Annotated in this window: 17 protein-coding genes; 10 read left to right on the forward strand and 7 right to left on the reverse strand. The window is 47.0% G+C overall.

Annotated features, from left to right (window positions below; all coding sequences use genetic code 11):
• Positions 1-2 precede the first annotated feature (2 nt).
• Positions 3-911, reverse strand: a complete 909-nt coding sequence (locus OM95_RS05600; RefSeq protein ID WP_291515615.1) for a type II secretion system F family protein — start codon at positions 909-911, stop codon at positions 3-5.
• A gap of 29 nt (positions 912-940) precedes the next feature.
• On the opposite strand from OM95_RS05600, the gene OM95_RS05605 reads away from it, so the two are divergent.
• From OM95_RS05605 to OM95_RS05630, 6 genes are all read left to right on the forward strand, one after another.
• Positions 941-1,555: a Maf family protein gene (locus OM95_RS05605; protein ID WP_041871505.1), complete on the forward strand. Its 615-nt coding sequence runs from the start codon at positions 941-943 to the stop codon at positions 1,553-1,555.
• 90 nt (positions 1,556-1,645) lie between these two features.
• Complete coding sequence (locus tag OM95_RS05610) at positions 1,646-2,488, forward strand: trypsin-like serine protease (protein ID WP_291515617.1); 843 nt, start codon at positions 1,646-1,648, stop codon at positions 2,486-2,488.
• A gap of 22 nt (positions 2,489-2,510) precedes the next feature.
• Positions 2,511-3,170 (forward strand): YggS family pyridoxal phosphate-dependent enzyme, encoded by a 660-nt coding sequence (locus OM95_RS05615; protein WP_041871215.1) that lies wholly within the window; start codon positions 2,511-2,513, stop codon positions 3,168-3,170.
• Positions 3,171-3,214: 44 nt separating this feature from the next.
• Positions 3,215-4,042 (forward strand): pyrroline-5-carboxylate reductase, encoded by an 828-nt coding sequence (locus OM95_RS05620; RefSeq protein WP_041871217.1) that lies wholly within the window; start codon positions 3,215-3,217, stop codon positions 4,040-4,042.
• A 60-nt stretch (positions 4,043-4,102) separates the two neighbouring features.
• Entirely contained in the window at positions 4,103-4,645 is a 543-nt protein-coding gene (locus tag OM95_RS05625) for a DivIVA domain-containing protein (protein WP_041871219.1), read from the forward strand.
• A 17-nt stretch (positions 4,646-4,662) separates the two neighbouring features.
• A complete protein-coding gene (locus OM95_RS05630) occupies positions 4,663-4,947 on the forward strand; it encodes a DUF167 family protein (protein WP_041871221.1) in 285 nt (94 codons plus the stop codon).
• A gap of 20 nt (positions 4,948-4,967) precedes the next feature.
• Here the strand turns inward: OM95_RS05630 and OM95_RS05635 are convergent, their stop codons facing one another.
• A complete protein-coding gene (locus OM95_RS05635; protein ID WP_291515619.1) occupies positions 4,968-6,113 on the reverse strand; it encodes a hypothetical protein in 1,146 nt (381 codons plus the stop codon).
• A gap of 29 nt (positions 6,114-6,142) precedes the next feature.
• Between OM95_RS05635 and OM95_RS05640 the strand changes: the two genes are divergently transcribed.
• The 4 genes from OM95_RS05640 to OM95_RS05655 all read left to right on the forward strand — a co-directional run bounded on the left by OM95_RS05640 (position 6,143) and on the right by OM95_RS05655 (position 11,878).
• Positions 6,143-7,360 carry a tetracycline resistance MFS efflux pump gene (locus OM95_RS05640; protein WP_041871229.1) on the forward strand — a complete coding sequence of 406 codons (1,218 nt, stop codon included), beginning with the start codon at positions 6,143-6,145 and terminating at the stop codon, positions 7,358-7,360.
• Between the two features lie 2 nt (positions 7,361-7,362).
• On the forward strand, positions 7,363-7,695 hold the full coding sequence (locus tag OM95_RS05645; RefSeq protein WP_291515621.1) for a rhodanese-like domain-containing protein: 333 nt from the start codon (positions 7,363-7,365) through the stop codon (positions 7,693-7,695).
• A 109-nt stretch (positions 7,696-7,804) separates the two neighbouring features.
• Positions 7,805-8,866 (forward strand): porin, encoded by a 1,062-nt coding sequence (locus tag OM95_RS05650; RefSeq protein ID WP_041871236.1) that lies wholly within the window; start codon positions 7,805-7,807, stop codon positions 8,864-8,866.
• Positions 8,867-9,199: 333 nt separating this feature from the next.
• Positions 9,200-11,878 (forward strand): valine--tRNA ligase, encoded by a 2,679-nt coding sequence (locus tag OM95_RS05655; protein ID WP_041871239.1) that lies wholly within the window; start codon positions 9,200-9,202, stop codon positions 11,876-11,878.
• 66 nt (positions 11,879-11,944) lie between these two features.
• Here OM95_RS05655 and OM95_RS05660 read toward each other — a convergent pair whose 3' ends face one another.
• From OM95_RS05660 to OM95_RS05680, 5 genes are all read right to left on the reverse strand, one after another.
• Entirely contained in the window at positions 11,945-12,712 is a 768-nt protein-coding gene (locus OM95_RS05660) for a hypothetical protein (protein ID WP_041871240.1), read from the reverse strand.
• 7 nt (positions 12,713-12,719) lie between these two features.
• Positions 12,720-13,190, reverse strand: a complete 471-nt coding sequence (locus OM95_RS05665; protein ID WP_041871242.1) for a hypothetical protein — start codon at positions 13,188-13,190, stop codon at positions 12,720-12,722.
• 129 nt (positions 13,191-13,319) lie between these two features.
• Positions 13,320-14,294 carry a 2-oxoglutarate and iron-dependent oxygenase domain-containing protein gene (locus tag OM95_RS05670; RefSeq protein WP_291515697.1) on the reverse strand — a complete coding sequence of 325 codons (975 nt, stop codon included), beginning with the start codon at positions 14,292-14,294 and terminating at the stop codon, positions 13,320-13,322.
• A gap of 74 nt (positions 14,295-14,368) precedes the next feature.
• Positions 14,369-15,076, reverse strand: coding sequence for a tRNA (N6-threonylcarbamoyladenosine(37)-N6)-methyltransferase TrmO (tsaA, locus tag OM95_RS05675; protein WP_041871246.1), 708 nt, complete (start codon positions 15,074-15,076; stop codon positions 14,369-14,371).
• 133 nt (positions 15,077-15,209) lie between these two features.
• Entirely contained in the window at positions 15,210-15,926 is a 717-nt protein-coding gene (locus OM95_RS05680; protein ID WP_041871249.1) for a Crp/Fnr family transcriptional regulator, read from the reverse strand.
• Positions 15,927-16,049: the final 123 nt, after the last annotated feature.

Genomic DNA, 16,049 nt, shown 5'->3' on the forward strand with positions numbered 1-16,049 from the left:
CTTTATTTCCCGCCGTACATAAAGGAAACCGCCACCGGTCCAAAGACGATAATGAAAACCGCTGGCAAAATAAACATCATCAAAGGAATCAAAATCGTTTGCGAAGCCTTGGCCCCGGCTTTTTCCGCGCGCACGAATCTTTCCAGGCGCATTTGCACGGATTGATCTTTCAAGACTTGAGAAATACTGGCGCCCGTCGACTCTGCATCCACAAGAACCGCGACGAAACTGGTGATCTCGTTCATATCCAGGCGTTCCGACATATCTTTCAAAGCCTGAGTTTTTGAAGCACCGATTTTAATATCTTTAAGAACAGTTCCCAATTCATCCGCCAGCACACTTTCTGTCCCTTGCGCTTTATCCACGATCTTTTGAATTGCAGAGAAAAAGTCCAAACCGGCTTCCACGGAAAGGGCTAAAAGATCAATGAAGAACGGAAGGTCCGCACGCACCGAAAGCTCACGACGTTTCTTTTCCCCTTTGGCGTGAATCTGGGGAAGATAAAATCCAATAAGCCCAACCCCGACCAACATGGGAGCCGGCAAACCCAACTGCAACGAGAAGTTCATGATCAAAAGAAAGATCGGAAACATCACGCCCCAAAGAAGCTGTAAGCCAATAAATTCATCTTCATTCAATTCAGCAGAAAGGCCCGAAGTTTTAATATATTTGCGCACACGCTTGCGATAACCTTCGCTGCGAATTCTTAAGGCATGCTGTAATGTGAATTGGTGTACCAAAGGACGCGAAAAGTTGATGATCGCGTTTTTGGACTTCACCGGCTCATCATTGTTGGCCCACGAAAGCTGCTGCTTGTCGGTGTTGCTTGCGAAAATAGAATTAACAAAGAGAAACACCGCCACTCCCGCGAGCAGCAAGCCAAGAATCAACATTAATTCTGCGCTTCCCATTTATGCCTCTTTGTGTTCAAGTAAATCTCATGACACCACTTCAACTTGTTTTGGCATCCGAGTCGCCACGTCGTCGGGCACTTCTTAAAGAAGCAGGCTTCGACTTTGACGTGGTTCCAGTTAAAGTATCGGAAATTCCTAACAAAAACCTGAATGCAAACGACCAAATTTTGGATATTGCTAGACGTAAAGCCAGAGCGGCCTTCGAAGTCCTGAAGGTCGATCGCAAAGCTCCCTTTATCGTCTTAACGGCTGACACTGAAGTGATCTTTGGCGGAGGCCCCCTCGGAAAACCCCAGGACAAAGACGACGCTTATCGCATTTTAAAACTTTTGTCGGGGCGCTTTCACGAAGTGATCACCGGAGTTTGCGTTATCAATAGTGAAACCGGCCTGGAATTTTCTCAAACTGAGACAACCCAGATCTACTTTAAACACCTTCAAGACCAGGAAATCTGGGACTACATAAATACGGGTGAACCCATGGACAAAGCAGGAGCTTACGGCATCCAGGGACGGGGTGGAGATTTTGTCGAAAAATATGTGGGACCCTTCGACAATGTGGTTGGTCTCCCTATGGATCTTGTAAAAATTTTGCTGCAAAAAGGTGGCTGGCCACCCCCTTCTTCAGCCGGTTGTAAATAATTCTGCTCGAACTTTTTTTACCTTAGATCGTTTCGGATTTTTTAGAATATCTGGTACCTTTCGGGGCGCGCCTACCCGAGGGGGATTCTTATGAACATCCGGTCTGCATCACTTTTACTTTCTACCGCTCTACTTTTTACCGCCTGCACCCAAAACAAAGCCGGCTTAATGGAGCTTTCTCGTCAAAACACGGCCATCGTCAACGGTACAGCCGCTTTACCTCAAGACTTGGTGACGGCCTCTACGGTAGCGCTCATCGCAGAGTTTGAGGGCCAGCCCTATTCATTTTGCACAGGCACTCTGATTTCAGAAGATTTGATTCTAACGGCCAGCCACTGTTTGGAATATACAGAAAAGGCTTCTGATGTTTCTATTTTCTTCGGCGCCACCCTACCCACACAGATGAGCGATGCGCGAATTTTGAAAGTTGCGAACTTCGAAAGACATTCCGGCTATGAAATGATTTATGATGACAGCGGTGATCCGGTCACTGCCATCAATGACGTCGCCGTTATTCGCTTGAGCGAAAAAGCTCCGACAGAAAAAGTTGTCACCTCTATTCTTGCACCGGAAACAGAGCTTAAAGCAGGTCAGTCCTTGCTTCTGGCCGGTTACGGTTTGATTGATGACGTGAAAGGCGTCCGCGCTCAGGGTCTGTACTTTACTTCTGTTCCGCTGGCTAAGGTGTGGGATACGATTTTAGTCACTGATCAGGGACGTTCGGGCGCTTGCAGCGGGGACTCAGGCGGACCTGCCTTCCTAGAGACCGCAAACGGACTTGTCGTCGCCGGCGTCACCCGTGGCCCCCACGATAAAGCGACGGATTGTCATTCTTACGGTGAATACACTTATGCCTCTAAGCACAAGCAATTCATTTTGGACTCTGCGAAAAAGCTGGGCGCGCAACCTCCTCAATTTGTCGACCTTAAGTAGTCCTTCATGCTAACCTTTGGGCATGGACTTAAAGGCGATACAACAGCAAGTGACCCCCGCCCGCATCTTGGCGGTTTCTAAACTTCAACCCGAAGAAAAAATCCGTGCTCTTTATCAGGAAGGGCAGCGGATGTTTGGCGAAAACTACGTCCAAGAGGCCTTAGATAAAATTGAGCATTTGCAAGACCTACACGATCTGCAGTGGCATCTGATTGGCCATCTTCAAAAGAACAAAGCAAAGTATGTCGCCGGAAAATTCGCTCTGATTCATTCGGTGGATTCGTTGGAACTTGCGCAGGTCCTGAGTCGGCAATGTGCAACCAAGAACGTTCAGCAAAACATTCTGATTCAGGTCAATCTGGCCAAGGAAGAAACAAAGAGCGGTTTTGACAAAGATAGTCTGAAAGAAGCCTGGAACGAGTTGGTGCTTCTTCCCCACCTAAAAATAAAAGGTTTTATGACCATGCCGCCATTAACCGAAAACCCCGAGGATGTACGTCCTTACTTTAAGGAGTTGCGCGAGCTCCGAGATCTTCTGAAGACTCAGACGGATCTGAATCTTCATCCTCTTGATGAGCTGTCAATGGGCACGAGTCACGACTATAGCGTCGCTGTCGAAGAGGGAGCGACAATCCTGCGTCTTGGGACTATTTTGTTTGGCGAACGCCCCATCAGAAGGTAGGATTATTTTAGTCGCAGATATATCAGGCTGCGTTCTGGAGTAACATGAACCCACTGTTGAAAACACAAAAAGTAGGATTTCTGGGTGCAGGAAACATGGCACAGGCCATGATCAAGGGGCTGGTTGAAGGCGGCATTCCGGCAAAAAACATCTACGCGTCCAATCGCACGCCCGGCAAGCTGCAAAAGTTAGAGGAACAATTTAAAATCAACACCGTGTCCAGTAATGACGAACTCATTGACCGTTGTGACATCATTATTCTTGCGGTGAAACCCCAAGATCTTTTGAATGCTCTCGAACCCGTCACCCGCGCTTTTGATGAACATAAGATCGTCATCAGCGTCGCGGCTGGCATTCGCATGGAAAAGCTGGAACGTTTTATTCAAGGCGCCCGCCTGGCGCGAGTCATGCCGAACACTCCGTCGCTGATCGGTCGCGGAGTCATTGGGTATCTTCTGAATGACGATGACGACAGCGCCCTTGAAAGCACCGTCGAAGATCTTTTTGCACCCTTGGGCCGCGTGATCAAAGTGGGCGACGAAGATCAATTTGAAGCCTTGATGATTTCCTGCTCCAGCGGTACGGGATTTGTTTTTGAAATGATGATGTACTGGCAGGATTGGATTGAAGAACACGGCTTTTCCAACGAGGAAGCCCGTTTGATGACCATCGAAACCTTTGTCGGTGCGTCTTTACTGGCAGCTCAAGCGCGCGAAGGCGTGGAAGACCTGCAAGCTCGTGTGACCTCAAAGAAAGGTGTGACCGCAGCTGGACTTCAGTCTATGAGAGAACTGGAAATCGAGCGCGCTTTGCGCATTAGCTTTGAAAAAGCGGCCATGAGGAACAAAGAAATGGCGAGGGAAATCAAATAACCTTGCCCTGGCACAGACTCGGCCTTTATCCTTAAATCATGTTGTTCAAGGAGGAACAAAATGAGAATCACTCCTATAGATATTGCTCATAAGTCTTTCGGAAAAAAGATGATGGGTCTTGATGCTGATGAGGTTATGGATTTCCTTCAGCAAGTCGCGTCCCAAATGGAGTCTTTAATTCAAGAGCGTAATGCTTTGAAAGAAGGCATCCGCGAAAAAGAACTTTCCTTGATGGAATACAAAGAGCGCGACCAGGTTCTAAAAGAAACCATTGCGACGGCTTCGCAAATGGCAGAACGTCTGCGCCAGGACGCGGATCGCGAAGCCAAGTTGATTATCGCCGATGCTCAGCAAAAAGCGGAAATTATCACTCGTGATTCCCGCGACTCGTTGAAAAAAATGTATCAAGAAGTGACCGAGCTAAAACGCGCTCGCATGCAATTTGAAGCCAACTTAAAAGCTTTGGCGCAAGCACATCTTTCGTTGCTTGAACAAGGCGAAAAGTACATGCCGCAAATGCAGCTTCCCAACCATAATATTGCTAACGGCAATGGCAACGGCGCGGGCCGCTCACCCAATGTGTCTCCGCTGTCTGCAGAATAAAAGGGATTCATTCGTTCATGTTAGAAACGATAGAAGGTGGAGTTCGACTCCACCTTTTTATTCAACCTAAAGCCTCGAAAAACGAAGTTGTGGGACCCCACAACGGAGAACTCAAAATTAAAATCACGGCACCCCCTGTAGACGGAAAAGCCAACGAAACTTTGATCGAATTTCTATCTGATTATTTCGATATTCCCAAACGCCGGGTGCTTTTAGTTAAAGGCGATACGGGCCGCCATAAGACGGTCGACCTTTTAGGCGTGGATGCCCCCACGGCACGCGAGTTGTTAAAAATTCCCTAAAATAAAAAAGGCACCGTGTCTTAACGGTTCCTTTTTTTCTTCTTATCAGCTTTCAACTCTATCTGAAATTCTGCATCGTCCAGTTGCTGCTGCAACTGAGTGTCGACAGGCTTTTTACGAGGTTTCTTTGTGGGGCGAGGCTTAAATAGGTTCTGGTCGATACCGTCGTCAGTTTGTTCACGGAACGTCGGCACTTGTTTTTCAGAACTTAACTCTGACTCGTGCATTTGCGAGCGGTAATTCGGAACAGGAGAATTCACGGGCTCGTAAGCGGGCTCTTCAGAATATCCTTCAGTCATATCAAAAGAATACCGTAGGAAGCCGCCGACATGAAATCCCGCAGCCGCGTTGGATCCGGCTAAGGTCGCTCCGCCATTCACCTGCACGGTCCACTTCGGAGAAATCAGCCAATTCCCATAAACCTGAGAATCCAGAATATTGGGATTCACCGAATAAAACTTCATCGAGCCCGCGTTCGCACTGTTGATGTACCCGGTGCGCAGAATCGTATCTTCCGTGTCATCTGTAATACTGCGGTACCCAAAGAGTTCAGCCCCTAAACGCATCCGTGGAAGTTTCAGTTGTGCACCAATACCGTAGGGCAACAAAAAGGACCGGCCATCACCGCGATAGTTGAATCCAACCCAGGCATAACCTCGATAGGTGCCAAAATCTTTTTGCGCTATTAAACGAGAGAGAAGCTCAAAAACACCCTCTGAATTCAAGACCGAATCTGACTTGGGGTCCACCTCTTCTAAGGGCACAACGGCAATAAACTCGGGCACCAACTGAAATGAACCATCATACATCAGAAAGTCCATCCCCGCCGCCACTTCCGTGATCGAACTGTTAGAGCGCGTGGCTAGTGAGTCCTTGCTTTCAGAATTACTCATCTTACCCCACGCCAAAACGGACCAATCCGAACGCGGCATATAACGCGACTCTAGATCCATATCCCAAAGGGAGTAATGATTTCCGCTCGGAAGATTTTGCGACCCGCCTCCTGACGAGGGGTAATTGGCTTCAGAATAAAAGTACTGGGTATTGAACTCAAAGTCCCAGCGATCTCGACGGTATTCTTTGTAATTATCCACAGCCCAGGCCGGTAACGACACGAGCGATAAGACTGCAATGAGGAGCTGCCAATGCGGAAGAGTATTTGCCATTTTCATAACTTCCTAATATTAACAACCCTATGACTTCGACATCAAACAAATCACAGCTCGCGATTATCTTTTTTACTGTTTTTCTGTATTTAGTGGGCTTTGGTGTAGTCATTCCCATTCTTCCCATTCTAAGTCGAAACTTCGGCGCAACGGCTTTGCAAACGGGTTTGTTATTATCCGTGTATTCATTGATGCAGTTTTTGTTTTCGCCGTTTTGGGGCAGATTGAGCGACCGCTTAGGCCGTCGTCCCATTCTGCTTTTCTGCCTTTTGGGCGAAGGGCTTTCCTATATCGTGTTTGCGCTGTCACGCAGTTTAGAATGGCTTTTTGTCGCCCGCATTCTGGCGGGATTTTTTGGCGCCAGCCTTTCCACCGCTTCTGCTTACATCTCTGATATCACACCGAAGCAAGAACGCTCTAAAGGGATGGCTTTAATTGGTGCAGCCTTTGGGTTGGGCTTTGTTGTCGGTCCTGCGTTAGGCGGCGGTTTGGCGGTCTGGGGCCAGTCCATTTCTTCTGAACCGCACTTTGACACTTCTTTCGCTGCCTACTGGGTCGCAGCCTTGTGCTTCGCCAATCTGCTTTTCGGCATCAAATATTTGAAAGAATCTTTAAGCGATAAAAGTGAATCCGCAGAAAAGAAAAAAAGATTTTCAGTCATGTGGCATTATCTCAATCTGAAAACTGTCGGCGCCTTGATGACGGTTTTCCTGCTGACATCATTTGCCATGTCATCCATGGAAGCCACTCTGATCCTTTATATGGGTGAAAAGTTTCAGTGGAATATCAAACAAGTCAGCTTCGGCTTCGCGTACATCGGCGTGATCATCGTCTTTACCCAGGGATTCCTGGTGCGCCGTCTTCTGCCAAAGTGGGGAGAAAGAAAAGTTCTTCGTTTGGGACTTGCTCTCTTCGCCATGGGACTGACAACGATTGCCTTCGCCAACAGCATAGGCATGATGGCCATTGCGATGACGCTGCTTTCTTTAGGAAACGGTCTTTCCAATCCGAGCATTCTGGGAAGTGTCAGTCTGTTAACCGACAGCAAAGAACAAGGGGTCACGATGGGTGTCACCCAGAGCATGGCTTCTTTAGGTCGAATCATCGGACCTGCTTTTGGTGGTTTTTTGTACGGAGCTGTGGCCATGACGGCACCCTTTTGGGCCTCAGGAGCTTTGGCATTCTTAGGCTTCGCCATTGTTCTTTACATCTACAAATTCATTCCTGAACACGGAAGAGTGAAATAATTATGTTTAACACTATTGGATACTTTCAATTTAATAACCTTATCCAAGGGCGTATTCCGATGTTGTTGGTGCTTTTAGACAACATCGATTTGAATCCATGGTTTAACCACGTGACACGTCTTCATCTGGAAAATATCACGGTCCACTCTCAGCCGGACGATGTTTTGTCTTTGATTCAACAGCGCAAGCTTCCTTTGCATTATGCCGTTTTGGTGCTCGACAATGATGGGGCGAAAAGTGCGAACGTCGTCGCGTCACTAGAAAAGGCCGGCTTCACAAACGCTTACTATATCAAGGGTGGATTCGCGGAACTGTCCACTGATCGTCATCAGTAAAATGTGATAAAACTCATAAAATTAAAAAAAGAAAGCGTTGTTACTCAACGCACTTGTTTGTAGCATAAAGTACATCGAAACGACTTAAAACTTTACACAAGGATGTACTATGAAAAAGTTTTTGCTAACGTCATTGATATCAACTGCGACCGCCGTGTCTGCCCAAGCAGGTTCTTTGAATCTGGACATGAGAGCAGACTACAACTCAACAACATACACAGATTCCACTCTGCCAGATCAAACGAAGTTCTACTTCAAGACCGGCCGTTTGGATTACCAAGCTAAAGCTTTGGAAGACTTGTCCTTCCGCGTTCGCTTGGCCTTTAATAAAGACGCAACTCGTGGCGTAGATGCAACACAAACAGCTGTTGAGTACGCTTATTTGACACACAAAATGAATGACACGTTCTCTTTGAGCTTCGGTAAGTTCAACACTGAGTTCGGTGGCTTCGAAGGTTCGACAAGTGGCGCGGATCTGTATCTGACATCTGAATTTTATACTCGCGCAAATCTAACAGGTGCAGCGACGGCAGCTCTGGGCGCTAACAACGTGGGAACTGCGTCTCTTCTTTATCAAACAGGTGTAAAGGGAACATTCACTTTCTCTGGTCAAACAGTTCACGTTCTTGCGACCAATGAGGCTGGTGGCAACACCGCAGTAGGTCCGACAGATTCACAAAACTCTTCTATGTACGGCGTGATTTATCGTGGCGCTTTCGTAGACAAAGCTTTGAACCTGAACCTGAGCTATCACACAATGGCCGGCCCTACTGCTGATGATAAGCATCAATTCATGGCGGCAGGTGTGATGTGGAACTCTTCTCCGATTATGTTCCAGTTCGACTACCTGGTATCTGAATTTAAGCAAGATGCAACCAGCAACAAAGACACAACTTCATCGATGGTGGCAAAACTGGCTTACACGGGCTGGGAACAATGGACTCCGCGTCTTGAGTTCACATCCACTGAAGATAAGCAGGAAATTGCCGGCGATATCACTCAAAAATTTATGGGTTACGGCGTGGTTGTTGAATACAAACCTTACGTAGACACAAACTTCCGCTACCACCTTTCTTATAACAACATCACAGAAAAGCCAGAAACTGGCGACGATGTTAAAAGAGACGAAGTGGTGGTCGGTGCCCGCTTGATGGCTGACTTCTTGAAGTAAAAACACTCCATCAATCAAATAAGCCGCAAAAACCCACAACAGAAATGTTGTGGGTTTTTTTATGCGCACAGTGCCGATAGCTTTTGCCTGTCATTCAAGACACGAAAAACCTAATCACGGGCAATTGAACGGTCTCGACTCCACCAAATCCTCTTCCTGAAGCGATCTAAATCGCGCCTAAAAGCGCTCAAGACCAAAGGCTGTGACGCAGGAAGAAAGGAAGGTCCAAGGAAGGGCATTAGAACTATCACAAAACCCTTGAGTTTGCTAATCTCTAAAGGTTAAAAAACCCAAGAATATCTTGTTCTTAAATGTCTGTTAGAGGTCGCTTAAATGTCACAACAATTATCGGATCGTTATAATCCAGCTGAAGTTGAAAGTCGTACGTATCAGTGGTGGGAAAATTCTGGCTACTTCAAAGCTCAGGATCAGTCCACGAAACCTCCGTTTTCCATTATCTTACCTCCTCCGAATGTCACGGGCTTCTTGCACATGGGTCACGCTTTGGATCATACGATTCAAGACATTCTGATTCGCTGGAAAAGAATGAACGGTTACAACGCCATGTGGTTGCCTGGAACGGACCACGCCGGCATTGCCACTCAATCCGTCGTTGAAAGAGAACTCAAAAAAGAAGGTGTCACTCGTCACGATTTGGGCCGCGAAAAGTTCGTGGAAAAAGTCTGGGAGTGGAAACATCAATATGGCGATCGTATTTATTCACAAATGCGTCGTCTGGGGGATTCTTGTGATTGGGATCGCGCCGTATTTACTTTAGATGAAGGCGTGTCCAAAGCCGTTCGCAAAGTATTCGTCGCTTTACACAAAAAAGGTTTGATCTATCGCGGTCAACGTTTGGTGAATTGGTCTGGCCCACTGGAAACGGCTATCTCTGACTTGGAAGTTGAACACAAGCAAGTCAAAGGCTCCCTTTATCATATCTCTTATCCGATTGAAGGCACGCAAGAGACCGTGACCGTCGCCACCACCCGTCCTGAAACCATGCTGGGTGATACCGCTTTGTGCGTTCATCCCGAGGACGAACGTTACCAGCACTTGATTGGTAAAAATGCGATCATTCCGTTGATAAACCGGAAGATCAAAATTATCGCCGATACTTATGTCGATAAATCATTCGGCTCAGGCGTGGTTAAAATCACACCGGCTCATGACTTTAACGATTACAAGATTGGAAAATCTCACAATCTTGAATTCATCAATATCCTGACCAAAAAAGCGGAACTGAATGAAAATGCCGGTTCTTACAAAGGACTCAAAGTTCAAGAGGCCCGCAAGCGTATTCTTGAAGATCTTAAAGACTTGAACTTCCTGATTAAGGAAGAACCTCACGTGCATTCTGTAGGTCACTGTTCTCGTTCTGGCGCCGTTGTCGAACCTTTCTTGTCTGAACAATGGTTCGTCAAGATGGAGCAACTTGCAACACCAGCGAAACGTGTTGTTGAAAGCGGCACAATTCGCTTTGAACCTGAGTCATGGACAAAAGTGTATTTGCACTGGATGAACAACATCGAAGACTGGTGCATTTCCCGTCAATTGTGGTGGGGACATCGTATTCCTGTGTGGTATTGCAGTGACTGCGAACATCAGACAGTGAGCGAAGCTGATATCACGACTTGTGAAAAATGTGGCAGCTCGAAGATCCACCAGGACGAAGACGTTCTGGATACGTGGTTCAGTTCAGGCTTATGGCCTTTCTCAACAATGGGATGGCCTGAAGATACAGAGACGCAAAAAACATTCTATCCGACAAATTATCTGGTCACCGGCCACGACATCATCTTCTTCTGGGTCGCCCGCATGATTATGTTGGGTCTGGAGTTCAAGCGTGATGTTCCGTTCCGCACGGTATACATCCATGGTTTGGTTCGCGATTCTCAGGGTCGCAAAATGTCCAAGTCATTGGGGAACTCTGTTGATCCCGTAGAGATGATTGAAAAATACGGAGCGGATGCTTTGCGCTTCACCTTCTCGGCTCATTTGTATTCCGGAAAAGACTTCAAATTCAGCGAACAGAGACTTGAGGGCTACCGCAATTTCATGAATAAGATCTGGAATGCGGCCCGCTTTGCGTTGTCCAACTTGTCAGACTTCCAAGCTCCGGCAGAGGGTGTAAAAGCCCTTCCTAAACAGGCTGATATCAGCGTGTTTGACCAATGGATCATCACCAAGCTTGCCGAAGTGACGAAAGAAGTTGAAGAGGCGATGGAGACCGAAAGATTCTCAGACGCCGCAAACGCGCTTTATCATTTCATTTGGAATCAATTCTGTGACTGGTACATCGAATTTACGAAACCGATCATGAACGGTTCCAATGCGGATGAAAAGAAAGCCACCCAATTGGTAATCGCGCAGGTTCTCAACCGCATTACTCGTTTATTGCATCCATTTGCTCCATTTATCTCGGAAGAAATCTACCAGAAGCTTCCGATTAAAGGCGCCGCTTGTATCGTGGATCAATTCCCGAACACTCGTAACGACAAAGAATTCTTAAGTCTTGGCTCGGCACAGGCCGCTTTGGAAATTGATATCGTTAAAGAAGTGATCACAGCGATTCGCAATATCCGCGGTGAAAATCGCATCAGCCCGGCCACGAAAATCAACGCACGCCTGGGTGTGATGAACGACCAAGTCCAAAAAATTCTGGGCAACAACAAAACCGCCATCATGACGATGGGACGCCTGGAAAATCTGGATATCGGAGAAGAAGGCAACTTGATGAAGTGTGCCGTCGCACCGGTTGTCGTTAAGGATGCCAGCGTGAAAGTTATCATCCCGCTTGAAGGCCTCGTGGATTTCGATGAAGAAGTGAAACGTATCAATAAAACGATCGAGAAGCTTCAGAAAGATATCACGATGCTGACCGGCAAGCTTTCCAACGAAAAGTTCATCGCCAACGCGGATGAAGAAGTTGTTGCGACTGACAAAGCTTTGTTGGTGCAGTCTAAAATTCAATTGGAGTCTTTGCGTGAAGCTTTGACTCGTTTCCAGTAAAGTCATCAGCACACAAAAAAGGCGAGGTCAGTTTCTGATCTCGCCTTTTTTATTTCTAATTTACAGCTATTTACAAGAACAAGACATCGTGACGGCAGAGTCCGCCCCGGTGCAAGTGAACACTTTCCCATCATGCGGAAGTTCAAAAGAGTACATCTTCCCGTCTCTTTCAACCAGCAGCAAGTCATCCCCATTCTGATAGAAAATTCTTCGTGAGTTGGCTTTACCAATGATACTGCCGTCCGACTCCAGACTTGCAATCAAAGTGTCAGTGGGGTTGTTAGCTTGTTCAGCGGCTAAAGGAATCTCTTTTTGCGCGCCCCCTGGCCCCATCACTGAATACTTTAAAGTGCGAGAAGCCTCGCCACCGGGCTGCCCGGAATTTTCGACATAAATCCGACGAACTTCCCCTGCGGGAGTCTTAAGATCCACCGTAAACCATTCGTCACTTTGCGCGACAACGTCGCCTAGATCGGCCGAGATGGCGGCATTGAAATTTTCAAAGTTAATCTCAGCTTGGGGATCCAACGCCGAAATCTTCATGTTCAGGCAAGATGCCATCTCTTGTAAATGGCGCTGATAGGCTGCGAATTTCTTAGGATCTTCCATTTGCGTGGGCAAGAAGCCCGCGGCTGTTCCAGTGGGTACGGCTGCATCCATCGGCGGTGGCGGAGCCGCTTTGTTTAAACGAGCCCCTGAATGAGGCGCCGCCGTCCCCATGGTTTCAGGATTCACCGAAGGTTCTTCCGGCGTATTGGCAGGTTTTAGGTAAAAGAAAATAGCAAGCGCAATAAGGACAGCTACGATAAGGAAGGCAATATTTCTTTTATGCATTCCTTAACTATCGGCTGATCTCAACCGCCACGTCAATGGGTTCGAAGTTGATGAGTGACACATCTAGGAATCGCAGACGTATTTGCAGATAGTCAAAATAGCGAGCGACTCTTTGGCAACCAGGCCCTTGCAGGGTCATATACATCAGATAATGAGGCAACCCCGGGGAGTATTCGAAATGCCAGTCGGAAATGACTTTGCAGTTCTCGCCAATTTCCGGCCAGTCCTTCGCCACAAATTCAGCTTTTCTTGCTGATGAAAAAGAGATGTTTTTACCTTCTAAGACCGGGTCCACCTGGTCAATCACCAGCCCGACCCGCAGAAGAGCCTCTTCGGTCACAGGGTTCCACATCGAAGAGTATTCGTACTGATTCGGAGCCAATTCGCGAATGCGAAAACTCATTTTACTATCAAGTGCTTGAGACTGCGCGGACCACAAGCCCACCAAAAGCATCATTAAAAACACAAAATATCTCATGGCATTCCCCCTGCATGGATCTTCGTGAAGACATGTTAGTATTATTCAACATACCTCTTGGAATGCAAGAAAGGGATCTCCAAAGATCCCTTTCTTGAAGTGATTTCAGTTTCAGTGACAAGAAGTGTCTTATTTAATAAGACCGATCTCACGCAAACGCTGCATCAAGAAGTCATGCCCAGTGATATCAGGATACTTGGCACCTGTCCCTTTACAAGATGGCAAGCAGCTCAACAAAGCCTCTGGATGTGGATGCATAAAGAATGGCATCGAGTAACGACTCTGATTCGTTCCATCTTGAGGATTGATCACCCGGTGAGTTGTCGAGGGAAGAACATCGTTGGTCAAGCGCGCCAGCATGTCGCCGACGTCGACAATCAGCGTATCCGGCTCAGATACAATGTCCAGCCATTCGCCATCGCGATCTTTTAATTGCAGACCAGAAGCCGTCGCCGCCGGAAGGATTGTGATGAAATTGATATCTTCGTGGGCAGCCGCTCTGACACAACGAGGGTCCACACCTTCTGGGATTGGTGGGTAGTGAAGAAGACGCAGGATCGAGTTTCCGTCCTTGGTCATTTTCGCAAAGAAGTCTTTTTCAACCTCCAAAGGCATCGTCAAAGCTTCCAACATGACATTCCCCGCCTCTTCAAGCGCACTGTACAAGGCCGTAAAGTGAGATTTGAATTCAGGGATTTCAGTGGGCCACACGTTCTCAGGATAAACATTTTTTAAAGGATTTCCGTCTTCAAGCACACGACCGACATGCCAAAACTCTTTAAGATCCATAACCGGGGAATCTTTAGCGTGCTCTTGTCCAAAGGGCGTATAACCGCGCTGAAAACCCGCGTTTGGAGAAATATAAGATTTTTTAACTTCCGTAGGCAAAGCGTAGAATCTTTTAAGAATATCGTAAGCTTTGTGAAGATCGTCCGCCTTCACATTGTGATCTTTAAGAATGATAAAACCGTATTCTTTAAGACCTGTGAATAAACTATCGATAAACTTCGCGCGGTCTGCATCGGTGCCTTTAGTATAACTTGCCAGGCTCAATGTCGGAACTTTACGAAGAGTGCTTTGTTCAGAATGAGAAGCCGTTTCCATTGTTCTCACGATATTCCTCCCTTGTTAGGTTCACAGCGAATCTAGCAAGGTGCGCAAATAAAAGGCAACTGCAACTAATTATGCGTAAAAAGAATATCTAATACGCGCACCAGAGTGGGCGTCTCGAACTTAAAGTGAATGTCTCCGTCGAACAATCGAACAGCGTGTTCACTGCGATAGGGCGATTCTTTTTCTTCGTACCCCCGATAAATCACAGGACGCGGGTCCAACTGCAAAGTCCCCACGACGATTTCACGAAGAGCTTTGTCGGGATTGCGCTCTTCCCAGGAGCACAGGACATTTTCCGCGTGCTCAGTAAATTCTACACGGATTTTTTCTTTAGCCACTTCTGCAGGCCATCCCGTGCGGGCGTCGGGGATAGATTCTATCTCGGGTAAATAAGGCTTAATATCCAGAATGGGAGTACCGTCGACAAGATCCGCGCCGGAAACAACGATCCCGTCTTTTTCCACGGCAATCAGTTCCACCAAAGACAGGCCGATGGGGTTGGGCCGATGGGGGCTGCGCGTGGCAAAAAGGCCCATGGTTTTTCCTCCCAAGCGCGGAGGATGAACTTTCGCGTGATAACGAGCTGTTTTATTTTGATGGAAAATCCACACCAGCCAAACGTGACTGAAACCTTCAAGGCCCTGCAAAGACTCCTCGGGCTGAAGATCTGGTCGTATTTTCAGGCGCGCCCACGCCTTCTTCACCAACCCCGGTTGTCGAGGCGTGCCGAATTTATCTTTAAAGCAGGATTCTAAATAGCCAATAGGTTCCATCTCAGATAAGGCCGTACCTTTTTAAATTGCCTTGCGTCAAGAACTTTCACAAGCAAGGGGCCTCTCAGAAAAACAAAAAGCCCATATCCACGGGACAGGGCTTTTTGCTTCAATGTGTTTTTAAAAGAACGGATTAGAAATTTCCAGATCTTCGCATCAAGCCCTCTTTGTTCTTGATGATGATCTCTTTCCCATTCAAGTCGATAAGACCTTCATTTTTAAACTCAGTTAAATGACGAGACAAAGATTCATTGATGGTGCTCGCCAACTGAGCGAACTCGTTGCGAGTCAATTTAAGATTCAGCGAAATGCCATTGGGAGTCTGTACTCCAAATTTGTCAGAAAGCAGCACAAGCTGATAAGCAATGCGCTCTTGCACGGACGCCAAGTAGTGCAATTGGCTGGTGGTTTCAAAAGATTCAAGGTCATTCACCGCTTGATTTAAAAGAAGTTTGATCAAGGGGCTCGCCTGAGCCATCGCCACCTGAATAAGTTCGCGTGGATACAACCACAATACGGTCGACTTCACAGCCTTGGCATGGGATTGAACAGGAGCGCCTTTCACCAATGCTTTGTAGCCAAAATATTCGCCTGGCGATACGAGCTTTGTTACGTACTCGTTCGTTGTTGTGCGTCCGCGCGCGTGACTGCGGTTAACGACAACTTTGACACATCCAGATTGCACATAATACAGACCCTTCGCTGGTTCCCCTTCTTTGTAAATCATTTCTTCTTCTTTCAAGTGAATGACTTCGTAGGGAACGCTTGAAGTATTCGGAATGTTTAAGTTTTGATTGCCCATAAAACCAAGGGAGTTTACTCCGCCGTTGAGTATTGTCTGAGATTCCATACTCTATTTCCTCCGCACTTTCTTCTTTGGGTTAAATGTTTAGGTCGATCCTAAACTGGCTTTAAACAAGAGCCTAATTGAAATTTCGACATAACTTACTTGTAACGGGCTCGTGTTAAGACG

This window comes from Bdellovibrio sp. ArHS, assembly GCF_000786105.1.
Lineage (GTDB): Bacteria > Bdellovibrionota > Bdellovibrionia > Bdellovibrionales > Bdellovibrionaceae > Bdellovibrio.